The 22,601-nt window shown below is 42.1% G+C and carries 17 protein-coding genes; 11 read left to right on the top strand and 6 right to left on the bottom strand.

The genetic code is table 11. The features are described from left to right. Positions 1–51 precede the first annotated feature (51 nt). From PCC7418_RS16955 to PCC7418_RS16945, 3 genes are all read left to right on the top strand, one after another. Positions 52–3,858 carry an Ig-like domain-containing protein gene (locus PCC7418_RS16955; protein WP_015227415.1) on the top strand — a complete coding sequence of 1,269 codons (3,807 nt, stop codon included), beginning with the start codon at positions 52–54 and terminating at the stop codon, positions 3,856–3,858. 183 nt (positions 3,859–4,041) lie between these two features. Then, positions 4,042–6,648 (top strand): bifunctional aconitate hydratase 2/2-methylisocitrate dehydratase, encoded by a 2,607-nt coding sequence (gene acnB, locus PCC7418_RS16950; RefSeq protein WP_015227414.1) that lies wholly within the window; start codon positions 4,042–4,044, stop codon positions 6,646–6,648. A 151-nt stretch (positions 6,649–6,799) separates the two neighbouring features. Continuing rightward, positions 6,800–7,369 (top strand): Uma2 family endonuclease, encoded by a 570-nt coding sequence (locus PCC7418_RS16945; protein ID WP_015227413.1) that lies wholly within the window; start codon positions 6,800–6,802, stop codon positions 7,367–7,369. A gap of 182 nt (positions 7,370–7,551) precedes the next feature. Here PCC7418_RS16945 and PCC7418_RS16940 read toward each other — a convergent pair whose 3' ends face one another. Together PCC7418_RS16940 and PCC7418_RS16935 are read right to left on the bottom strand one after the other, a co-directional pair. Continuing rightward, positions 7,552–7,731, bottom strand: a complete 180-nt coding sequence (locus PCC7418_RS16940) for a type II toxin-antitoxin system VapC family toxin (protein WP_015227412.1) — start codon at positions 7,729–7,731, stop codon at positions 7,552–7,554. Then, positions 7,728–7,961: an antitoxin family protein gene (locus PCC7418_RS16935; RefSeq protein ID WP_015227411.1), complete on the bottom strand. Its 234-nt coding sequence runs from the start codon at positions 7,959–7,961 to the stop codon at positions 7,728–7,730. Before PCC7418_RS16935 ends, PCC7418_RS16940 begins: the two co-directional genes overlap by 4 nt. 75 nt (positions 7,962–8,036) lie before the next feature. Between PCC7418_RS16935 and PCC7418_RS16930 the strand changes: the two genes are divergently transcribed. The 5 genes from PCC7418_RS16930 to PCC7418_RS16910 all read left to right on the top strand — a co-directional run bounded on the left by PCC7418_RS16930 (position 8,037) and on the right by PCC7418_RS16910 (position 12,810). Beyond that, on the top strand, positions 8,037–8,453 hold the full coding sequence (locus PCC7418_RS16930) for a XisH family protein (protein WP_015227410.1): 417 nt from the start codon (positions 8,037–8,039) through the stop codon (positions 8,451–8,453). After that, positions 8,441–8,782, top strand: a complete 342-nt coding sequence (locus PCC7418_RS16925) for a XisI protein (RefSeq protein ID WP_015227409.1) — start codon at positions 8,441–8,443, stop codon at positions 8,780–8,782. The genes PCC7418_RS16930 and PCC7418_RS16925 overlap by 13 nt, the downstream gene beginning before the upstream one ends. A 297-nt stretch (positions 8,783–9,079) precedes the next feature. Next, positions 9,080–9,439 (top strand): hypothetical protein, encoded by a 360-nt coding sequence (locus tag PCC7418_RS16920; protein ID WP_015227408.1) that lies wholly within the window; start codon positions 9,080–9,082, stop codon positions 9,437–9,439. A gap of 5 nt (positions 9,440–9,444) precedes the next feature. Beyond that, positions 9,445–10,845 (top strand): hypothetical protein, encoded by a 1,401-nt coding sequence (locus tag PCC7418_RS16915; protein WP_015227407.1) that lies wholly within the window; start codon positions 9,445–9,447, stop codon positions 10,843–10,845. 237 nt (positions 10,846–11,082) lie between these two features. Then, on the top strand, positions 11,083–12,810 hold the full coding sequence (locus tag PCC7418_RS16910; protein WP_041596764.1) for an ABC-F family ATP-binding cassette domain-containing protein: 1,728 nt from the start codon (positions 11,083–11,085) through the stop codon (positions 12,808–12,810). A gap of 127 nt (positions 12,811–12,937) precedes the next feature. Here the strand turns inward: PCC7418_RS16910 and PCC7418_RS16905 are convergent, their stop codons facing one another. Then, entirely contained in the window at positions 12,938–14,206 is a 1,269-nt protein-coding gene (locus PCC7418_RS16905; protein WP_015227405.1) for a D-alanyl-D-alanine carboxypeptidase, read from the bottom strand. Between the two features lie 192 nt (positions 14,207–14,398). On the opposite strand from PCC7418_RS16905, the gene plsX reads away from it, so the two are divergent. The 3 genes from plsX to fabD are packed head-to-tail and all read left to right on the top strand — an operon-like array spanning position 14,399 to position 17,418. Further along, positions 14,399–15,493 carry a phosphate acyltransferase PlsX gene (plsX, locus tag PCC7418_RS16900; protein ID WP_015227404.1) on the top strand — a complete coding sequence of 365 codons (1,095 nt, stop codon included), beginning with the start codon at positions 14,399–14,401 and terminating at the stop codon, positions 15,491–15,493. Beyond that, the gene (locus PCC7418_RS16895) at positions 15,490–16,506 is read left to right on the top strand and encodes a beta-ketoacyl-ACP synthase 3 (protein WP_015227403.1); all 1,017 of its coding nucleotides are present in this window, start codon (positions 15,490–15,492) and stop codon (positions 16,504–16,506) included. Before plsX ends, PCC7418_RS16895 begins: the two co-directional genes overlap by 4 nt. Positions 16,507–16,533: 27 nt before the next feature. Beyond that, positions 16,534–17,418, top strand: a complete 885-nt coding sequence (fabD, locus tag PCC7418_RS16890; protein WP_015227402.1) for an ACP S-malonyltransferase — start codon at positions 16,534–16,536, stop codon at positions 17,416–17,418. Positions 17,419–17,757: 339 nt separating this feature from the next. On the opposite strand, the gene PCC7418_RS16885 is transcribed toward fabD, so the two are convergent. From PCC7418_RS16885 to PCC7418_RS16875, 3 genes are read right to left on the bottom strand one after another with little or no spacing between them, the layout of a single operon-like run. Continuing rightward, on the bottom strand, positions 17,758–20,967 hold the full coding sequence (locus PCC7418_RS16885) for a type I restriction endonuclease subunit R (RefSeq protein ID WP_015227401.1): 3,210 nt from the start codon (positions 20,965–20,967) through the stop codon (positions 17,758–17,760). Beyond that, entirely contained in the window at positions 20,964–22,139 is a 1,176-nt protein-coding gene (locus PCC7418_RS16880) for a restriction endonuclease subunit S (RefSeq protein ID WP_015227400.1), read from the bottom strand. The genes PCC7418_RS16885 and PCC7418_RS16880 overlap by 4 nt, the downstream gene beginning before the upstream one ends. Beyond that, on the bottom strand, positions 22,126–22,557 hold the full coding sequence (locus PCC7418_RS16875) for an endonuclease domain-containing protein (protein WP_015227399.1): 432 nt from the start codon (positions 22,555–22,557) through the stop codon (positions 22,126–22,128). The genes PCC7418_RS16880 and PCC7418_RS16875 overlap by 14 nt, the downstream gene beginning before the upstream one ends. Positions 22,558–22,601: the final 44 nt, after the last annotated feature.

The following is a 22,601-nucleotide window of genomic DNA, read 5'->3' as shown; positions in this document are numbered from 1 at the left end:
GAAAAGAAACCCTCGATTGACTTTATAATTATTCTTCTTAAGGAGTGAAAAATGGCAGTAGAATTTTTGGACCTTCCCTATGACTTTACGGTTGATGAAAATAGTGCTGTTGATACAGAAGTAGATATCGTAGTAGCATCCAGTGACTTAGGTTCTAGTCTTGTTACCTTGGTTGATGTTCCCGATACAAATAATAACGGCATCCCTTCCTTTTATATAGAACAGGGTACTGGTGGGGATGGGGAAGTTCCTATTCTTGTTCGAGACCCCGAAGAGCTAGATCGTGAAGAAAATCCTACATTCGAGTTCATTGCAAAGGCAACTGAAACTGATGTGTCAGATCCAGATATTGTAGAAGCTACAGTTACTGTGACTCTTAACAATATCGACGAATTACCAGTCGCTATAGATGATAGCTTCACTACTGATGAAGATACCCCAATTCCTATTAACTTTCTGGCAAATGACATTGATAGTGATCCAGAGGGGAATAACTCCGTTTTTGTCTCTGCTATAGATGATAGCGGTACTCTAGGTGAAGTGATTTTAGAAAATGATGGCAGTTATACCTATGATCCTAACGGTGCTTTTGACAACTTGAATGAAGGAGAAATTGACACCGATGCTTTTACTTATGAAATCTCCACTGTATTTGATGGCATTCAATCTGTTATCGGTACAGCTATCGTTACCATCAACGTCGAAGCTGTTCCCGACCCGACAGTAGAGGTTCAAGTCGAGCCCAACCCCGTTGAAGAAGGAGGAACCGCGACGGTCACGGTAACGACCACTGATATTGCCGATGGAGAAACGGTTGATTACGAACTTAGCGGTGAGGACATTGAGGCAGCAGATTTCGGGGTAGATCTCACGGGAACTATTGAAATCAATAACAACACTGGTAGCCTCGATATTCCGATTGAGGAGGATGATCTCCCAGAAGGAGAGGAAATCTTCAATACCGCGATCTTCTTTCCTGGGGGAGAGCCTGGAGTTGATCAACCCATTGAGGACAATGTGGAGACAGTCATCGTTGAGAAGCCGACAGTAGAGGTTCAGGTCGAGCCCAACCCCGTTGAAGAAGGGGGAAGTGCGACGGTAACGGTAACAACCACCAATATTGCAGATGGGGAACTCGTTGATTACGAACTTAGCGGTGAGGGCATTGAGGCAGAAGATTTCGGGGTAGATCTCACGGGAACTATTGAAATCAATGACAACACTGGTAGCCTCGACATTCCGATTGAGGAGGATGATCTCCCAGAAGGAGAGGAAATCTTCAATACCGCGATCTTCTTTCCTGGGGGAGAGCCTGGAGTTGATCAACCCATTGAGGACAATGTGGAGACGGTCATCGTTGAGAAGCCGACAGTAGAGGTTCAGGTTGAGCCCAACCCCGTTGAAGAAGGGGGAAGTGCGACGGTAACGGTAACAACCACCAATATTGCAGATGGAGAACTCGTTGATTACGAACTTAGCGGTGAGGGCATTGAGGCAGAAGATTTCGGGGTAGATCTCACGGGAACTATTGAAATCAATGACAACACTGGTAGCCTCGACATTCCGATTGAGGAGGATGATCTCCCAGAAGGAGAGGAAATCTTCAATACCGCGATCTTCTTTGCTGGGGGAGAGCCTGGAGTTGATCAACCCATTGAGGACAATGTGGAGACGGTCATCGTTGAGAAGCCGACAGTAGAGGTTCAAGTCGAGCCCAACCCCGTTGAAGAAGGGGGAAGTGCGACGGTAACGGTAACAACCACCAATATTGCAGATGGAGAACTCGTTGATTACGAACTTAGCGGTGAGGGCATTGAGGCAGCAGATTTCGGGGTAGATCTCACGGGAACTATTGAAATCAATGACAACACTGGTAGCCTCGACATTCCGATTGAGGAGGATGATCTCCCAGAAGGAGAGGAAATCTTCAATACGACTATCTCTTTCTCTTTTCTTGAAGGAGCAGAGGATGCCATCGACGAGACGGAGACGGTCATTATTGATGGGAATCTGCCTCCAGTAGCAGTGGATGATGAAGTCAGCACCGATGAAGAGACCTTACTCAATGGCGATGTCTTCGCTGAAAATCCCGATGAAGAAGATAGCGATCCCGATGGAGATGACGATGACCTAATTGTTACCGCAGTTAATGAGAATGAATCTGATGTGGAAAGACAGATTGATTTGGATTCGGGAGCTTTATTAACTCTCAATGAGGATGGGACATTTGACTATGACCCCAACGGAGAGTTTGATTTTCTAGCCGTCGGAGAAACAGCAATAGACAGCTTTACCTACACCATCTCTGATGGTAATGAAACCGATACTGCCCAAGTGACAGTGAGTATAGAAGGAGTCAATGATTCCCCAGAAATAGAAAATCCACTTCCCGATCTGGAAGTAGAGGAAGATGAGACGATTACTCCCATTCCCTTAGTTGACTTCTTTGAAGATGTGGAGACTCCTGATTCGGAGTTAACTTTCGAGGAGACTAGTAGCGATCAAGAATTAGTCACTACCAGCGTTGATCCAAACACAGGAGAACTCACCCTCACTTTAGAAGAAAATGCCAATGGTGATGCTGAGATTACTGTTGTAGCTATCGATTCCTCGGAAGCGTCGGTTCAACAGACATTTCAGGTTGAAGTTGAACCCGTTAATGATCCACCAGAAATAGAAAATCCACTTCCCGATCTGGAAGTAGAGGAAGATGAGACGATTACTCCCATTCCCTTAGTTGACTTCTTTGAAGATGTGGAGACTCCTGATTCGGAGTTAACTTTCACGGCGACTAGTAGCGATCAAGAATTAGTCACTACCAGCGTTGACCCAAACACAGGAGAACTCACCCTCACTTTAGAAGAAAATGCCAATGGTGATGCTGAGATTACTGTTGTAGCTATTGATTCCTCGGAAGCGTCGGTTCAACAGACATTTCAGGTTGAAGTTGAACCCGTTAATGATCCACCAGAAGTAAGAAATGACACCAATCGTACCAATGAAGACACTCCTCTTACTGTCACAATAGAAAATAGCATTCTGAATAATGATTTTGATCTCGAAAGTGGTCAACCGAGCGAAGTTAGTGCAGTGGAAGGCAATGCAGACAATGTTGGCACACCAATTTCCCTTGGTGGTGGGTCACTCACTGTCAATCTAGATGGCAGTTATGAATTTGATCCTAATGGCGCGTTTGATGATTTAGCATTAGGAGAACGGCAACCCGTTACATTTACTTATCGTGCTAGCGATGGGGAATTGGAAAGTGAACCAGCTACCGTTTCTATTATTATTCAAGGTACTAATGATGCCCCAGAGGTGGAAGAGCAAACGCCTGTTCCTGCCAATGATGAACAAGCTCCAGCACTAGCCGATGCGAATCTTGATCTTGATCCTACTACATCTCAACTTGCGACAGTAACGGAGTTGTTTGATGAGGAATTTTATCTGAATAATAATCCTGATGTAGCAGAAGCGGTTGACACGGGTCTATTTGAGACGGGAGTGGAACATTTTCTAGAATTTGGCATAGAAGAAGAGCGTGCCCCAAGCCTTATTTTGTCCTTGTTTACAGAAGACAGCTACTTGGAAAATAATCCTGATGTTGAAGATGCGGTGATAGCTGGAGACTTTGTTAATGGCTTAGACCATTTCCTCATTTTTGGAATGAATGAAGGGCGTAATGGGACTGGATATGAATTTTTTGAAGCTCAGGAATACTTAAATGTCAATCCTGATGTTGCAACCGCAGTTGACAATGGTCAGTTGAGTTCAGCTTTAGAGCATTTCATCTACTTCGGCTTTGGTGAAAATCGTAGTGGAGTCGATATTCAGGTAGAAGAATTAGATCTTGTCTAGAACAGGCTTTAAACCTTAGCTAGTAGGTTTCACCGTCCTTGAGCCAAGTGGAGGACGGTTTCATCTGTCGGAGTGCTAGATTTTGATCGTTATCGAATGCTTCTGTTGCTACCATTACAATGATCTTAGAAGACTATGATCGGTGAAATAGCATAGATACACGATAGGAGAACTCACGATAAAATGTTAGAAACGTATCGGCAACACGCAGCAGAAAGAGCCAAACAAGGGATTCCTCCCCTCCCCCTCAACGCCGAACAAACCTCTGAGTTATGTGAATTATTAAAACAGCCTCCAGAAGGAACAGAAGAAGAGTTATTATATCTTTTGCGCGATCGCGTTCCTCCTGGTGTTGATGAAGCAGCTTATGTCAAAGCAGGGTTTCTCACCGCCGTTGGGAAAGGAGAAGTCAACTGTCCCCTGATTACCGCAGAAGAAGCCGTGGAACTCCTCGGAACCATGGTCGGTGGTTATAATGTGCAATCTCTGATTGAATTTCTCAAATCCTCTGATAGCAACCTCGCGCAAAAAGCAGCCACAGCCTTGAGTCGAACCATTCTCGCGTTTGATGCGTTTAACGATGTTTTTGAACTCGCCCAAGACAATCAATATGCGAAACAAGTGATTGATGAGTGGGCGGAAGGAACTTGGTTTACCAACAAGCCAGAAGTCCCCGAACAAATCCAAGTTACCATCTTTAAAGTCCCTGGAGAAACCAACACCGATGATCTATCTCCAGCGCCTCACGCCACAACACGCCCCGATATTCCCCTTCATGCCCTCGCCATGCTAGAGTCGCGGATGCCAGAAGGCTTAGAACAACTGGCGCAACTGAAAGCAAAAGGCTTACCCGTTGCTTACGTCGGGGATGTTGTCGGAACAGGATCATCGAGAAAATCCGCGATTAACTCCCTGTTGTGGCACATCGGAGATGATATTCCTAATGTTCCCAACAAACGCGCTGGTGGCTACATTCTCGGCGGGAAAATTGCTCCTATTTTCTTCAATACCGCAGAAGATTCTGGTGCATTTCCCATCGAGTGCGATGTCACCCAGATGAACACAGGCGATGTCATCACCATCTATCCCTACGAAGGAAAAATCACCAACGAAGCAGGAGAAACCTTAACCACCTTCACCGCCAAACCCAACACCATCCTAGATGAAGTCCGCGCCGGTGGACGCATTCCACTAATGATTGGACGGGCTTTAACCGATAAAACCCGAGAAGCATTAGGCTTAGAAGTGACCTCTCTGTTCACTCGTCCCGAAGTTCCCGCAGAAAATAATAAAGGCTTTACTCTCGCCCAAAAAATAGTGGGACGGGCTTGTGGCGTTGACGGGATTCGTCCAGGAACATCCTGTGAACCCATTATGACCACCGTTGGTTCTCAAGATACCACAGGACCCATGACTCGCGATGAGTTAAAAGAGTTGGCTTGTCTTGGGTTTAATGCTGATTTTGTCTTACAAAGTTTCTGTCATACCGCAGCCTATCCCAAACCCGTTGACGTGAAAACCCATCAACAACTCCCCGACTTCTTCGCAGACAGAGGTGGCGTTTCCTTAAAACCTGGTGACGGTATTATCCACTCTTGGTTAAACCGAATGTTACTCCCTGATACTGTGGGAACTGGCGGTGATTCTCATACCCGTTTCCCTCTTGGTATTTCCTTCCCCGCAGGGTCGGGTTTAGTGGCGTTTGCTGCTGCATTGGGTGCAATGCCTCTAGATATGCCAGAATCAGTTTTAGTGCGCTTTACTGGCGAATTACAGCCTGGTGTAACCCTTCGTGATATCGTTAACGCCATTCCTTATGTCGCCATGCAGCAAGGAAAGTTAACCGTCGGAACTGAAGTCAAAGAAAACGTCTTCTCGGGTCGCATCATGGAGATGGAAGGTTTACCCGACTTGAAAGTTGAACAGGCGTTTGAGTTAACGGATGCCACTGCTGAACGCTCTTGTTCTGGCTGTACGATTAAGTTAGGGAAAGAAACCATTGCAGAGTATCTCAACTCTAACATTGCCCTAATTAAAAACATGGTCGCGCGAGGCTATCAAGACTCCCGCACGCTGTTACGTCGCGCTGCAAAAATGCAGGAATGGCTGGATAACCCAGAGTTATTAGAAGCGGATGATGATGCGGAATATGTGGACACGGTTGAAGTCAACTTAAACGAGATTAAAGAACCCATTGTCGCTGCACCGAATGACCCAGATAATGTGAAGTTAATGTCAGAATGTGCGGGCGATAAAATTGATGAGGTCTTCATCGGGTCTTGCATGACTAATATTGGTCACTATCGCGCTGCTGCGAAGATTTTAGAAAATGCAGGAACTGCAAAAGTTCGCCTCTGGATTTGTCCGCCGACTCGCATGGATGAGAAACAACTCCGCGAAGAAGGGGTTTATGGCGTTTTTGCTGCTGCTGGCGCACGGACAGAAATGCCTGGTTGTTCCCTGTGTATGGGAAACCAAGCGCGAGTAGAAGATGAAGCAACAGTCTTTTCTACCTCGACTCGTAATTTTAATAATCGCATGGGGAAAGGTGCGCGAGTTTATCTCGGTTCTGCGGAGTTAGCTGCGGTTTGTGCGTTGTTGGGTTATATTCCCACTGTGGATGAATATCTCGCGATCGTGCAGGAGAAAATTAATCCCTTTGCTGATGATTTATATCGTTATCTCAACTTTGATCAAATTGAGAATTTTGAGGAAGAAGGTCGCGTGATTCCGTTAGAAGAAATGCCCAAAATTGAGGACATTTTAGGAATGCCAACAGGTGCTAAGTAATCCCCCCTAACCCCCCTTTGAAAGGGGGGAACGGTTAATCAACTTGTTACATAAGATTTAGAACTGCTATATGTTTTAACATTTTATTCTCCTGAACATCGTAAGTTTACTGAAAAGCGCGATCGCGTGAAAAAATTAAGGTCTAAAGACAATGGTTACTTCTCCTCAATCGACTTACCTATCTCCAGAAGACTATCTAAACCAAGAAGAAAAAAGTCAAGTCAAACATGAATATATTAATGGTAAAATTTATCCGATGGCAGGTGCAACTGATACTCATGTGACGATCGCGCTGAATGTAGCTAGTGCCTTAAAAAGTCAGCTACGTGGTTCACAATGTCGGGTGTATTTATCAGATATGAAACTACAAATTCCGTCTCTTAAGCGATTTTATTATCCTGATATTTTAGTTACCTGTAACCCAAATGATCGAGACACATCACTTTATAAACAGTTTCCTTGCTTGATTGTTGAAGTTTTATCAGACTCCACAGAAGCGTTTGATCGTGGGGATAAATTTATAGATTACCAGACAATAGAAACTTTAAAAGAATATTTACTGATTAGCACCAAACAAAAGCGCATCGATTATTTTCAGCGTACCTCAGAAGGAAATTGGTTACTCAAATTTTATCGGTCTGATGATGAATCTCTGAACTTACAAACAATCAATTCTCAAATCAGCGTCAGTACCACTTATGAAGATGTTAACTTCTCCTGAACATCGCAAGTTTACTGACTGCGCGATCGCGTAAATAGCCTAACAATTTTTTGAAATCTCATAAAACAGTGCGATTAAGTCTGGGATACGCAGACTTTGATGAGAGAAAAATAATGAGAGCGCGATCGCGTTCAATTAGAGATTAATAAAGCTCTCAATAGATTCAAGGAGTTGAATTGCTGCTAACCGATATTTTTTTTAGAAAGTGCATTCCCGATTTCTAATAGGATTGCTTGAGTAGTGACTAAGCGAGTTTGATTTTTTTCAAGTTGGTTAGCAATTTGAACAGCTTTAAGATGATTTTTATCGCTCACTGAAGACAAAGCAATGGCAAAAGAAGTGTCAAGAAAAACTTCAATCATTCTGATTCAGTATCTTGTGAATATAAATATTTATCAAGATTTTCCGACCAATCTGGATTCCCTTCTAGATTCAGAGATTTAGCAGTTTGCAGAAAAGTTTTCGGTTGATCTTCTGTGCTAGATTCTACACTCTCAACGATAATACGGACTCGTGTTCCTGGCTTTAAGGTTAAGGGAATCATAGGTTGAAGACTTGTACCATCAAAGATTGCTTCTAATTTTTGACTCATGGTTAATTGAGTGAATTACTACTCTCAACTCTAGTTTAGCGGAGGAGTTTCGTTATAATATAGTAAAATTAAAATATGTCAGCTAAAGATAGGATTCATGATGCGGTTAAAAACGCTCTAATCAAAGATGGTTGGGACATTGTTGCTGACCCTTATCCAATTCAATATAAAGAGGTTAGGCTACTGGCTGATCTTGCTGGAGAAAAGGCGATCGCTGCAACAAAAGAAGAGCAAAAAGTTGTGATTGAGGTCAAGAGTTTTGTTGGTCGTTCTCCAATGCGGGAATTCCAAACGGCTTTGGGTCAATACCTAATTTATAGAACTTTTATTGAGCAGACGCACGCTGATTATAAAATTTATTTAGCGGTCAATCAAGATATTTACGATCAATTTTTTCAACAAATTGCGATTCAGTTGATTTTGAAAACTTATCAAGTTTTATTATTAGTTGTTGATTTAAATACAGACGAAGTTAGACAATGGATCAATTAAATCATTACCAAACAATCATCAAGAAAATCTTAACGGAATATCATAAAATTTTCTTACCAGTCTCTGACCCTGATGTCGATGAAGTATTGATTTTTGATGATGAACGAGGTCACTATATTTGGTTAAATATTGGTTGGAAAAATGGAGAAAAAGTCAATGCTATGTCGGTTTATGTTCGTCTTAAAAATAATAAAATTTACATTGAGGAAGATTGGACAGAAGAAGGAATTGCAAATGAATTAATCAGAGAAGGGATTGCTAAAGAGGAGATTGTGTTAGCTTTTTATTCTCCTGAACATCGTAAGTTTACTGACTGCGCGATCGCGTGAAAGCGTGAAAAAATTAAGGTCTAATCAGGTCTAAAGACAATGCTTACTTCTCCCCAATCGACTGACTTATCTCCAGACGACTATCTAAAACAAGGGGATTGATCCTAACGAATGTCACTGGTCACTGGTCTCGGATACGCAGACTTTGACGAGATAAAAATAATGAGAGCGCGATCGGTGACGGCTTGCACAGATAATTCCAATCTTTCTATTGGGTAGAATAAGAATGAAACTCAACATTTTCTACTCCCATTCAGTTCTGTAATTGAACTGATCGAAAATAGATGAAATTTCGATATGATAAATTACTTGAGATTAACGATTTCTCTATTTTTACTCTTATCCTTATCCAGTTGTACGACAAGAACACAACTTCATCAACTTTCTGATCCGACTGAAAACCAGCAACTTCTCCTCAGAAAACGGCGGGTTGCTAAACCCACTTATGGCTTGTTGATTATGGGAAAAGGGTATATTGATGGTGAAGCGAGGATTGCTTTAGTATTAGATGGAAAGGTTTATAAAACACAAGTCGTTGCAGGAAATGTGAAGTTTCAATGGCGAGAAAATTGGCGCGATCATCGTGCTATGATTCGCTATCAACCTCGTTCTGTCACTGACGGAAATTTAAGATTTAGTGTCACTTTTATGGATTGAAACCGATGAAACTTTTAAAATTAATTGCGCGATCGCTGCTGCTGTCATTGACAATTATTCTCACTCTTCTTTTCTCTAGTCAAACCTCTGTTATCGCTGAACAGGAAACGGTTACTGTTGATTTTTACTATAGCAAAACTTGTCCTCACTGTGCAGAACAAAAACCCCTCCTCAATTATATTGAAGAAAATAATGAAGGAGTGAGTGTTAACCGAGTTGAAGTCAGTGAACAACCTGAAGTTTGGCGCAATTATTTAGAAGAAAATAACATTCAAGCAACGGGTGTTCCGCGCACAGTCATTGGCGATAAAACCTTTGTTGGCTATACCAAAGCCCAAGGAGAACTAGAATATAATCCGAGTTATCAAGCCTATTTAGGTTATAAAAATCAAATGATCAAGGCGATTGAAGAAGAACTAAACGCGCCTCTGAATACCCCTGATCAGACAGAGAATGTAGAACAACAAAAATCAGAATCATCTTTACCCTGGTCTGTCTTCTTTTTACCGCTTTTATATGCGATTAGCTATCCACTGGTGAAAGGAAGATTATCGACAGCACAGCATCAACGCTATTGGATTGGTGGCTTATTAGCGATTACCTTATTAAGTCTTTTTTCCTTTATCGTGTTAACGCCAGATGCTGTGGTTCAAAACTTAGCAGAGGGACTACCGTTTCCTTTATTTGTCAGCGCGATCGCGTTTGCAGATGGGTTTAATCCGTGTGCTTTTACGGTTCTAATTATCCTCCTTTCTCTCCTCACTTATACTAAGAGTAAAACGGATATGACCATTGTCGGTTCAACCTTTATTTTGACCTCTGCTGTCATGTACTTTGGCTTTATTATGGCGATGGTTTTAGTGGGGTCATTCTTTTTAGAAAAATATGGTCAAATTGCCCTCATTATTTTAGGCGCGATCATCACAACTACAGGTATTATTAATATCAAAGACTATTTCTTTTTTAAGCAATCGGTTTCTCTTTCCCTCTCAGAAAAACAACAGTTAACGATTACCAAAAAAGCAGGAGGAATTGCCAGACAATTGAATCGGGCTAAAGTTGAATCTAAGCAATTTTGGTTGGCTTTAGGGGCAACAATTTTACTCGCCATTTTTGTCAATATTATTGAACTTGGCTGCACCGCAATTCTCCCTGTTGTTTACATGACAACCTTAGTCAATCATTGTACAACAAATGTTGGATTCTGTTACACGATTTGGACAGCATTATATGCTCTCATTTATATTTTGCCACTGTTAGCAATTTTACTGAGTTTTATTTATTCTTTCCAATCCTCTCGTTTAAGTGAAGACCAAGGACGAATCCTGAAATTATTTTCTGGTGTCTTTATGCTTTTATTTGGCTTGATTATGCTCATTAAACCTCAGCTTTTAATGCTTGGTTAGGGGTTAGCAATGATTTTAATTAGCCAATTTACCAAGACCATTAATAACAGATAAATGACCCTTCCAAAAAGCAGGTTGCCATCAAATAGATTTTTACCATCATTAAATTCTAGGGTTGCAAGTTAGATGCTTATTCAAGGGATGTTCAGCTTGAATTAATCAGTTTTTCTGCAAGAACAGCAGATAGGATAGAGAGTGAATCAATGTTCAATCAGCAGCATCGTCTAAACAATGTCAATTCTCAGACTCGAAAAAATTAGTAAAACTTATCCCACTGGAGAAGTCCTGAAAGATGTTAACTGGGAGGTCAAAGCCGGAGAACGTCTTGGACTCGTTGGGGTCAATGGTGCGGGAAAAACCACCCAACTGAAGATGATTATGGGGGAAACCGAACCGACAACAGGAGAAATTATTCGACCCGCAGCCTTGAAAATTAGTTGTTTAAGTCAAGAATTTGATATTGATCCAACATTAACGGTGAGACAAGAACTCTGGCGGGTGTTTGAACAAGCCAATGCTGTTCATAAAAATCTGGAAAAAGTGCAGAAAGATATGGAAAATGCCGATCCAGAGGAATTAGATAAATTAATTCGCAAGCTCGATCGGTATCAACAAGAATTTGAAGCCCATGACGGGTATCAATTAGATACAAAAATTAGTTGTTTATTACCTGAATTAGGGTTTACCCCTGAAGACGGCGATCGCGCTGTCACTAGCTTTAGTGGCGGTTGGCAAATGCGAATTTGTCTGGGTAAAGTAATGTTACAAGAACCCGATGTTCTCCTCTTAGACGAACCGACCAACCATCTGGATTTAGAAACCATTGAATGGCTCGAAAAATATCTCAAAAACTTAACAACACCGATGGTGATTGTTTCTCACGATCGCGAATTTTTAGACCGCCTTTGTACCCAAATTGTTGAGACCGAACGTGGCGTTTCTACCACTTATTTAGGGAATTATTCCAGTTATCTCGAACAAAAAGAATTTAACCGACAAGCACAAATGAGTGCTTATGAACGACAACAAAAAGAAATTGCCAAACAAGAACAATTTGTCGAGCGATTTCGCGCCAGTGCGACTCGCAGCACCCAAGCTAAAAGTCGGGAAAAGCAACTGGAAAAAATCGAAGAAATTGACGCACCAGACGCTAATGTAAAAACACTGAAGTTTCGCTTTCCCACCGCCCCTCGCAGTGGTCAAGAAGTGGTTAAAATTGAAGATTTAACCCATAGCTTTGACGATCAGATTTTATTTCTGGGAGCAAATTTATTAGTGGAGCGCGGCGATCGCGTTGCCTTTTTAGGGCCCAATGGCTCAGGAAAATCAACCATTCTCCGTCTAATTATGGGCTTAGAAACCCCAACTGAAGGAACAGTTGAACTGGGAAAACATAACGTTATTCCAGGTTATTTTGAGCAAAACCAAGCCGAAGCCCTCGATCTCACCTTAACCGTTGAAGAAACCATTCACAAAGCCGTTCCTGATTGGAAATATGAAGAAATCCGAGCGTTACTGGGTAAGTTCTTATTTAGTGGCGATACCGTCAAGAAAAAAGTAGCAACCCTTAGCGGAGGAGAAAAAGCAAGACTCGCCCTTGCAAAAATGCTCTTACAACCCGTTAATTTATTAATTCTAGATGAGCCAACCAATCACTTAGATATTCCCGCCAAAGAAACGATTGAATCGGCATTGCAAAATTATGATGGTTCGGCTTTAATTGTGTCTCATGATCGCTATTTTATTTCAAAAGTAGCGACAAAAATTGTCGAAATTAGCGAAGGGGAATTAGTGGTTTATAATGGCGACTATCACTATTATCTCCAGAAGAAAGAAGAAGCAGCCGAAGCGGTTCGTTTAGCGGAAGAAAAAGCACAAGCCGAAGCCAAACGAAAAGCCAAACAGGAGAAACAAAAACAAAAAGAAAAAGAACGTAAAGCAGCAAAAAAAGCAAAGAAAAAATGATGTATAGTAGTTTTCACGCTTCTTGAGGGACATTTTAAATTTTTGTTCTTTGTTATTCGTTCTTCGTTATTTGTTGGTTGTTAATCAATGAACCACGAACTATGAACTATGAACCATGAACAGATGACTAATCAATTCGTGTTGGATCACCCAGTTGTACAGCGACATTTTGATCAAAAGGAATTAAATCCCACTGCTGCTGTAAACTTTGCAGGAGTTGATCTTGTTGTTGGCGGAAAGTATCAAGATTGCCATTTTGGTTAATCATTGCAAAATAAACCCGTCCGTGCTGTTCAGTATTCATCACCCCTGCTAAAGCACTGACATTCCAGAGGCTTCCCGTTTTAACAGGAATTCCTTGAGGGATCGCGCGATCGCGCACCGTCCCCACGTCAATCCCACTGACAGGTAAAATCTCCCGAAGACTTCCCCCCTGAGCATTTAATTTTCCATCAATCATCCGCAACATTTTTGTTACCGCCCGTGGTGATAACCGATTCGTCACCCCTAACCCTGACCCATTAATCAGTTGGACTTCTTCTGGGGAAACACCTGTTGTTTCCCTGACAATAGCTTCCACTGTTTCGACACCACCCACTGATCGCGCAATGAGGTCAGCCAGTTTATTATTACTGTAAATATTCATTTGTTGCAGAATTTGGGTTAGGGGTAACGATTGCTGCTCAATCAGGGGAGTCACTTCAGGAAAATCACCCTGAGCCTTGACAATGACATTTCCTGAAATCCTCACTTGCGGGCGAGGAGTCTCATTTGGAAGAGTCTGATATTGCTGTTGGGCTTGCTTTGACCAGCGTTGAGAATTAAGCCCTTGAGCGAGAAGTTGAGCCGAGGTTTGGGAGTTTTGCTGGTAATTCATAAAAAAATCACCTGTGACGATTAAATTCCCCGTCACCGTTTGAATCCCTAATTCATTTAAGCGATTAGAGAGCGCGATCGCCTCCTCCCAGACAAAAAAGGGATCACCCCCTCCTTCCACAATTAAATCTCCTTGTAGCACACCCCCCGCAATGACTCCTGTGTGCTTCACCTTCGTGACAAACTGATAATCACTCCCATAGGTTTCTAAAGCAGCCAAACTGGTAGCAATTTTAGTGAGAGAAGCAGCCGACTGTGGAATCCTTCCCCGATGATCCGCAAACGTCCACCAATCAGAAGCCAACCAAACCCCTTGCGAATCTTGGTTAATCCCTAACTGCGATAAATTTTGTAAATAGTTTGCCACAGTCTTTTCAATCATTGGATCGGGATCATGAGGAAGAGAAAATAAAGCTAATTCCTCCCAAGCCAACGGTTGCACTGGTTTGAGAGGCGGTGGCTCTTGTCCCCATCCCGATAATATTCCGATCAACGCACTCCAACCCAGCAAATCCCACATAACACTCCAACACCATTAAACTGAAAAAATTTCCAATTACCTAGAAAACACTACTAGTCAGTTGTGCCAACAACCTGTAATCTATCTTAAAGAGACACAGGTTTATTGTTTTAACTTAAAATTTAACTGTTTACTTTTAAAAAGCTCCTCACGGGCTTGTTAAAATCCTTAACGCTTCTACTAATTTGATTTATGGGATCGACTCGCGCAAAAATTGCAGTTGACGCTATGGGAGGCGACCATGCTCCCGGCGAAATTATTACAGGGGCTATCCGAGCCACAGAAGAACTCGACGTAGATGTGCTTTTGGTTGGTGATCCTGAACAAATTCAGCCCCACCTTGAATCCGCAGGCAGTGTCAACAATCCTCATGTAGAGGTGATACCCTCGGAAGGGGTCATCGAAATGTCAGAAGAGCCAATGGCAGGGCTAAAGCGCAAACGCAAAGCCTCCATTAATGTTGCGATGGACATGGTAAAAGCTGAACGGGCTGAAGCCGTTGTTTCTGCGGGACATTCTGGAGCAGCCATGGCAGCAGCTTTGTTACGCTTAGGACGCTTAAAAGGCATTGACCGACCTGCGATTGGGGCGATTCTCCCGACGCTGATTGCGGGTAAATCCGTTATTATCCTCGATGCAGGGGCAATGGTGGATTGTCGTGCTAAGTATTTAGAGCAGTTTGGTCTGATGGGAACGGTTTATAGTAAATACGTTCTGGGCAATGCTGAACCGAAAGTGGGATTACTGAATATTGGGGAAGAACCTTCTAAAGGGAATGAAGCCTCGATTCGCGCTCACCAGTTAATGACGGCAAATCCACAAATTCCGTTTGTGGGAAATGCAGAAGGGCGCGATGTTCTCTCGGGTAACTTTGATGTCATTGTCTGTGATGGCTTTGTTGGCAATGTTATTCTTAAGTTTGCGGAAGCCATCGGTGAAGTCTTACTCAATATTCTGAAAGAAGAACTCCCTCAAGGCTTAAATGGTATGGTGGGAACCGCTTTACTCAAACCCAACCTGAAACGAATTAAACAACGGGTGGATCATGCTGAACATGGTGGCGCGTTGTTATTAGGGGTCGATGGGATCTGTATTATTAGTCATGGTAGTTCTCAAGCTCCTTCGATTTACAATGCGATTCGCTTGGCTAAAGATGCTGTGGATGAAAAAGTTTTAGCACGTCTTCGCTCTTACAGTGCAGGTCTAGAAGATCGGGAAGACTCATTACAGCAAACTTCCATCCCTGATTCAACACTGAGCGGTCAACCCCCCCGAGGAGAAGCATGAGGAACGAATTATATTCAGCAGGAATCGCAATTACAGGAAGTGGCTCGGGTATCCCTTCAGGTCGATTGACGAATCAAGATCTCGCGCAGATGGTGGAAACCTCCGATGAGTGGATTACTACGCGCACAGGGATTAAACAGCGTTGTTTGACGGCTTCAGGAGAGTCTTTAAAGACAATTGGAGCGCAAGCAGCCCATCAAGCCCTCGCTATGGCGCAAGTTGCTCCCGAAGAAATTGATTTGCTGATTTTAGCCACCTCCACCCCTGATGATTTGTTTGGGAGTGCAGTGAGTATTCAAACCGCGATTGGGGCGAATCATGCGGTGGCGTTTGACCTCACGGCTGCTTGTTCGGGCTTTGTGTTTGGCTTGGTGAATTCCGCTCAGTTTATCCGCACAGGGGCTTATCAGAAGGTGTTGTTGATTGGGGCGGATGTCTTATCCCGTTGGGTGGATTGGTCGGATCGCAGCACTTGTATTTTATTTGGGGATGGTGCAGGAGCAGTGGTGATTGAAGCCACTTCTGCAGAGCGCGATCGGCTTTTGGGGTTTGAGTTGTGTAGTGATGGTCAATTGAGCCATACTTTAAACCTTGGCTATCACGGTTCGGAGAAAACTATCGTCGATTCGATTGAGGTCAACCAAGGGCATTATCAGCCGATTACGATGAAAGGAAAAGAAGTCTATCGCTTTGCGGTGGAAAAAGTTCCTGAAGTCATTTCTAAGGCGTTATTTCATGCAGATTTAACCTCGGAAGACGTAGATTGGTTGTTGCTCCATCAAGCCAATCAACGGATTATGGATGCGGTTGCACAACGGTTAAGTCTTCCCCCAGAGCGGGTGATTAGTAATTTGGCAAACTTTGGCAATACTTCCGCAGGATCGATTCCTTTAGCCTTAGATGAGGCGCAACGGGCGGGAAAACTGCAGTCTGGAGATATTATCGCCATGTCGGGGTTTGGTGCTGGGTTAACTTGGGGCAGCGCGATCGTACAATGGCAAATTGAGCCTTAAAAACTGTATCGTAAATAACAAATTAGAATGACTAAACTTGCTTTTGTTTTTCCTGGACAAGGATCGCAAACCATTGGCATGGAAGCCGATTTAGTAGAAACCTCTCTTGGGAAAGAAAAATTTGAAAAAGCAGAAGAAATTTTAGGCTGGTCTGTCCTTGAGACCTGTCGTCAAGATGAAGCGAATCTTTCTCGTACCCTCTACACCCAACCCTGTCTCTATGTGGTCGAGTCCATCCTCATTGACCTTTTGCTTGATAAAGCGGGATATTTACCCCAATATGTCGCTGGTCATAGCTTAGGGGAATACAGCGCCTTATATGCAGCCCGTGTGTTTAGTTTTGAAGCAGGGTTGCGCTTAGTGCAACAACGGGCAAAACTGATGGATACTGCAGCCGGGGGCAAAATGGTCGCCCTGATGAAAATCGATCGCGCTCAATTAGACTCAGCACTTGACAAAAACAATGATGTTGTGCTAGCAAACGACAACAGCCCCCAACAAGTGGTTATTTCGGGAACGCCAGAAGCAGTGGATTCGATTCTCTCGGAAGTCAAAGCCAAACGAGCCGTCCCTTTAAATGTCTCTGGGGCGTTCCATTCTCCCCTCATGGCTAGTGTCGCTCAAGACTATAAACAACTTCTTGATGAGGTTTCTTTTGGTGAAGCGATTGTTCCCGTTTTATCCAACGTTAATCCGACCCCAACTATTGATGCAACGGAACTCAAAACCCGTCTCATGGAACAAATGACAGGAACAGTCCGTTGGCGAGAAACCCTCTTAAAACTTGCTGAGGAAGACGTTTCACAATTAATTGAAGTCGGACCGGGTAATGTCTTAACAGGCTTATGCAAGCGCACTTGTCCTGAGATGGAACTGCAAAATATTTCTCGGGCTGCAGAGTGCCAACTCTAGTTTCCCCGCTTGGGTTTGTTGCTTAATTCATCCTTTCGTTCCCTAGAAAAAATAGTGACGCTCGATAGTGTGGTGTCACTATTTTCTCGTTGGGATACTCCAATGGTTGCTACATAAGACTGGTTTAACGATCCCCCGTGAGTTCGGGCCGGAGCAAAGCGTGAGGATTGGGGGGATTGGTATGTAGCAGGCTTTTCTGTATTTCATCTAATACCCAAGAGGAGAAACCAGCTTCGTAGGGATAACAAGATTAAACGCCACAAGATAATCAATCTTACTCTTAATTTACTTGGTTCAAGTTAAATTATAAATTATGCTTTCATTTTTCTCTAATCGCGCTCAGGCAGCATCTTGATAACAAGGGGAAGGAACAGTTTGATAAACTTGCATGGCATGAAGGAAAATAACTTTTGTCTTATCTGCAATGTCTTCTTCTTCATAACTCTCTACGGGTAAACCCGTTTCTTCACTGTAGAGAAAATCATAAATTTTGCCATTAATCCGATCGCGCGTAGATTCTTTCTCATACCATTGATCTAATTGGCTGATTTCTTCTTTTAATAATTGCAACAAGTTACTCGCCACTTGTTTAATATGTTTAAGTTCTGATTGTTCGAGATTTGGCTTTTTCAGTAAATCAAAAATGGCAAGGGCTTCTTCGCTTAAGCCTTCACGAGTTGATCGCTGTTCTTCTTCGTTTAAGTCTTGGATAAAATTAAACAGTTCTTCAAAGGTTTGTTCAATCGTTAAACGGTCTTTTTCTTGGTTATAACGATCGATGATTTCTTCATAACGTCTTTGATAATCAATGCGGGAACTATTGCGATTAATCATCTGGCTGAGTCGGTTTTCAACCGCTTGTTTGAGATTTTGGACAGTAGTTCGCGGTTGAGAACTTTTGCGAAACTCTTCTTTAAGACGTTCAAAATTAATCTGACTGATATCATAAAGTTCGCCATCTTCTGTGTTGGTGTTCCTAACTTCAATGGTTTCGCCAACGGTTTGATACAGTTCCCTCAACACTTGATTAATGTCAGTAACTTGTTCGTCGGTTTCTAATTCCTTATCCAGTAATTTAATTGCATCATAGACTTTACGATAGTCATTAATTCCAGTAATATTCGTACTTGCGGTGAACTTCCGAAAGACGTGGCGACATAAAATTCTAAAGCGTTTACGAGTTTCGCTATCTTCATTAATCGCTTCTTTTGCCGTTATAATCGCAGCATTACGGGCAAAACCTGTTTCTTCTAGAATGGCATCTAAAGACGCATTTCGATCGCGCAAAAATTCCCTTACTTCATCGATCGCGCTTTGTAATTCCTCTAAAAGATGTTCCTGTGACTTTGCAGGATTCACTCTTTGATCCTCTTCTTCTCTTCCTTCATCTCCTGTTCCTGCAAATGTGGCGAGGGCTTCTCTTAAGTTTTGCAGAATCCCGCAATAATCAACAATTAAACCGTTATTTTTTCCTTCATAAACCCGATTCGCCCGTGCGATCGCTTGCATTAAAGTATGGGCTTTTAGCGGTTTATCGAGATAGAGTGTAGAAAGGCAGGGAACATCAAAACCAGTTAACCACATTGCACAAACGATCGCGATCCGAAAGGGATGATTAGCATCCTTAAACGCCGTTTCGAGACTAATTAGTTTTCCGTCTGTGAGTTCAAATCCGTTATTAATGCGGTTACGATGAAAGTTGAGTTCTTCTTCTAATCCCCACTCCCGAAACTTTTGCACTTCTCCCTGATCTTGACTGACGACAACAGAGGCGATGGTTTCTTCCATCCATTCGATTTGACGTTGTTTGTAAACTGCTTCTTGTTGGTCGGTGATGCTGTTTAATTGTTGTTGGAGTCGGTTAATTTCCTCTTGCCAATAATGGGTTATTTTCTCATACATCCGCACACAAGTTATTTTGTCGATGCAGACAAACATCGCTTTTCCCATTTCCCAACCGTTGGCGTAATGTCTCACAAAATCCTGCGCGATCGCGTCCAGTCTCGGTTCTGCTGTAATCACACCATAAGAACTCTTTAACGCTTGCTGAATGCGTCTCTCCACATCTCCCTCAACTTCTAATGCTTCGAGTTTTTCTGCGATGCGTTCATTAACATCATTAGTCGCAATTTCCAGTTTATCCCCTCGTGCGTCGTAATAAAGGGGAACAGTGGCGTTATCTTCCACCGCCCGTTGGAAGTCGTAAGTGGAGACATAATCCCCAAAATAACGGCTGGTGATTTCATCATTTTGGAAAAGAGGCGTTCCTGTAAACCCGATAAAGCTGGCGTTGGGTAAAGCGTTACGTTGATTTAATGCAAGGTTTCCATATTGGCTACGGTGTGCTTCATCACTGATAATAATGATGTCATCTCGTTCATTGTAGGGTTCATTGGGATCAACCGCTTGCTTAAACTTTTGGATCAGAGTGAAAATACAGGCTTTGCGTTCTTGCAGTAATTGTTTTAAATTATTGGAACTGGTAGCGCGACAAGGATCGCGATCGTTGTTTGCCAATCCACAGCCTGCAAAGGTATTATAAATTTGATTGTCGAGGTCTTCACGGTCAGTACAGACCACAAAACTAAAGTTTCCGCCTAACTTGCGCCGAACTTTCCGCACAAAAAAGACCATCGAATAACTTTTTCCAGAGCCTTGAGTATGCCAAAATACGCCTAGTTTGCGTTCTAGTGTTTGACGGTTTTTTACAGCTTTGATCGCGTTATTGACTCCCAAATACTGATGATTGCGAGCGATAATTTTAACCGTCTCTTGGGAAGAATCATCAAAGAGAATAAAGTTTTCAAACAGATCAAGAAGATTATTTTTCTGACAGACTCCTTTGAGTAAGGTTTCCATATTCACGACACCAGCATCGCTTTCTTGTAAGCGTTTCCAGTCTTGGAAATATTCAAAGCGAGAACCAATTGTTCCCATCTTTGCATCTTTACCATTTCCGAAAACAACAATGGCGTTGTAATAAAATAATTGAGGAATAGTGTCCAGATAATCTTTATAATTTTCCTCGTAAGCAGCGCGAAGGGAACGCCAAATGTTTTTTAATTCCATAAAAATTAGCGGAATCCCATTTACAAAACAAACGAGATCGGCTCTTCTCAGGTATAATTTCCCCTCAATCCAAAGTTCCCGCACTGCTAAAAAATGATTATTTGTGGGAGTCTCGAAATCAAAAACATTCAGAATTGGTTTAACGGTTTCCCCTTTTTCGTTGCGATAACTAACTTGTATTCCATCTCTGAGGAGGTTGTGTTTTTCTTGGTTAATCTTAAATAAACTTTGGCTAACGCTATAATCGGTTAAAGTGCGAATTGCTTCTTGATAGGCTTCGTCGGGATGATTGGGATTCAATTCTCGCAGTTTTCTTTCTAAGTAGCGAGTGAGGATAATTTGTTTGCGATTTTCCCGTCCGAGAAGGCTATTTTCGCCATAGTCTTCTTGATTATAAGCGTAGATCGATTCCCATTCGAGTTCATCATGTAAATAGTTGGCGGTGGTGGTTTGAACGAGGGTTTCTTCGCTATAACTCATACGGTTATTTCTCCATTCATTAGACGTGGTAAAAGTAAATCACGGGCTTGTGATAGTTTTTGATTTTGTAGGTATAAAGTTCTTATTTGCTTATCAATCTTTGTTACTTGATTGATAAATAACTGAATTAAATTTTCCGAAGGAGTTAACAACTCTACTTTCTTTAAGTCATCTTTTCTAATCGAAGCAAATATAGCACCACTTCCGATCATATCTTCTCTAAAAAAATAGTTTTTTAATTGATAAAATAAGAAATTTTGCTGATTACATTTTGATCTTATTGCAGCTAAACCACGACCAATAACAATTTTCTCTAAGCTAATATTTATTCGTCCAACAGGCGCACGAACACTAAACAAGATATCTCCTTCTTCTGCATATCTCGAACCTTTATTGCAATACTTACTTGTGCTAGGAAATCTTGTGCTGAAGTCAGACACTCCTTGATGGAAAGGTAAACCTAACCCCTCATTATTATAGTATTCAGATTTTGGGCTTTGTCCCATAGTAATGTCTGCGATATCTTCAATTTTTTTGAGTTCCCAACCTTCAGGAATACCATCAATAATAGGAGAGTGTTCGTGACCAGGGAAGCGCAGATGAACAAACCATTCCCGATACAGCAGACGCGCCGACTCCTCTAATAACTCAATGCGACGGCGATTATTTTCGATTAAATCATCATATTTTGATAGAATATCTGCGATTTTATTCTGAGTTTTAATATCTGGAACTGGAAATTTGATAGAGAGTAATTTTGACTGACTTAAATTATCTTGCGCTGCTCCTTGTGTAAATAACTTATATCTTTTCTTTAGTAACGCATCAAAAAGATATTTTATGAACTTAACGTTTGCTTTTTCAGGATCAGGAGTAAAACCTATAATACTATCAGGGAAACAAGCATCTATTCCTAAAATTCCAGTTTCAGCAATATTAGCAGCGATCGTAATACAAAGAGTTCCAGCTTTCCATAGTTTACTTTGTGCCAGTCCAGCTTCACTATATGTTTGAGAATACTGAGTAATATAGAGATTTGAATGCTTTACATCTCCTGTTTGAATAAAGGGATATTTTCCACCATAAAGATGTTCAGCATCACGAGGTCTATGTCTTGATCTACCACGACCAACAATTCCAAGTTCATCTAATCTCTTTTCAGACTGCTTCATATTCCCAACACCTCCCGATCATTCTTATTCCCCCTTCCGAAGGGGGGCTAGGGGGGATAAACCCCATAATCTCCTCACAAACCGCCTCAAACTCACGCAACACCTGATCATTCGTAAAGCGAACCACCCGCAAACCATACCCCTCTAAAACCTTCGTTCTTTCAGCATCATAAGCCATTCCATCTCGTGTAAAATGACCCTCACCATCAACCTCGATCACCAATTTTAATTTCGGACAATAAAAATCAACAATAAAATTATCAATGGGTTTTTGTCGCCACATTTTTAGAGGAAATGTTCTTAAAAATTGCCAGAGTTTTCGTTCTGCGGGTGTGGGATTTTTCCGCATTGCTTTGGCTTGTTCCGTTAGTTTTTCGTTGTATGGTAGAAAGTATTTACCTTGTTTGATGTTGGACATTGTTACTTTTCTTTGGGTGATTTATCCCCCCTAACCCCCCTTGG

Source organism: Halothece sp. PCC 7418 (genome assembly GCF_000317635.1).
GTDB lineage: Bacteria > Cyanobacteriota > Cyanobacteriia > Cyanobacteriales > Rubidibacteraceae > Halothece.
Note: the sequence above shows the minus strand (reverse complement) of the source record. Positions and strands in the feature narration are given on the sequence as shown.

Coding starts and splice junctions, on each gene's coding strand:
- PCC7418_RS16875 (WP_015227399.1), bottom strand. CDS start 22,557: ATGTCCAACATCAAACAAGGTAAATACTTTCTACCATACAACGAAAAA.
- acnB (WP_015227414.1), top strand. CDS start 4,042: ATGTTAGAAACGTATCGGCAACACGCAGCAGAAAGAGCCAAACAAGGG.
- PCC7418_RS16880 (WP_015227400.1), bottom strand. CDS start 22,139: ATGAAGCAGTCTGAAAAGAGATTAGATGAACTTGGAATTGTTGGTCGT.
- PCC7418_RS16935 (WP_015227411.1), bottom strand. CDS start 7,961: ATGAGTCAAAAATTAGAAGCAATCTTTGATGGTACAAGTCTTCAACCT.
- PCC7418_RS16905 (WP_015227405.1), bottom strand. CDS start 14,206: ATGTGGGATTTGCTGGGTTGGAGTGCGTTGATCGGAATATTATCGGGA.
- PCC7418_RS16930 (WP_015227410.1), top strand. CDS start 8,037: ATGTCAGCTAAAGATAGGATTCATGATGCGGTTAAAAACGCTCTAATC.
- PCC7418_RS16955 (WP_015227415.1), top strand. CDS start 52: ATGGCAGTAGAATTTTTGGACCTTCCCTATGACTTTACGGTTGATGAA.
- PCC7418_RS16895 (WP_015227403.1), top strand. CDS start 15,490: ATGAGGAACGAATTATATTCAGCAGGAATCGCAATTACAGGAAGTGGC.
- plsX (WP_015227404.1), top strand. CDS start 14,399: ATGGGATCGACTCGCGCAAAAATTGCAGTTGACGCTATGGGAGGCGAC.
- fabD (WP_015227402.1), top strand. CDS start 16,534: ATGACTAAACTTGCTTTTGTTTTTCCTGGACAAGGATCGCAAACCATT.
- PCC7418_RS16915 (WP_015227407.1), top strand. CDS start 9,445: ATGAAACTTTTAAAATTAATTGCGCGATCGCTGCTGCTGTCATTGACA.
- PCC7418_RS16945 (WP_015227413.1), top strand. CDS start 6,800: ATGGTTACTTCTCCTCAATCGACTTACCTATCTCCAGAAGACTATCTA.
- PCC7418_RS16925 (WP_015227409.1), top strand. CDS start 8,441: ATGGATCAATTAAATCATTACCAAACAATCATCAAGAAAATCTTAACG.
- PCC7418_RS16940 (WP_015227412.1), bottom strand. CDS start 7,731: ATGATTGAAGTTTTTCTTGACACTTCTTTTGCCATTGCTTTGTCTTCA.
- PCC7418_RS16885 (WP_015227401.1), bottom strand. CDS start 20,967: ATGAGTTATAGCGAAGAAACCCTCGTTCAAACCACCACCGCCAACTAT.
- PCC7418_RS16920 (WP_015227408.1), top strand. CDS start 9,080: ATGATAAATTACTTGAGATTAACGATTTCTCTATTTTTACTCTTATCC.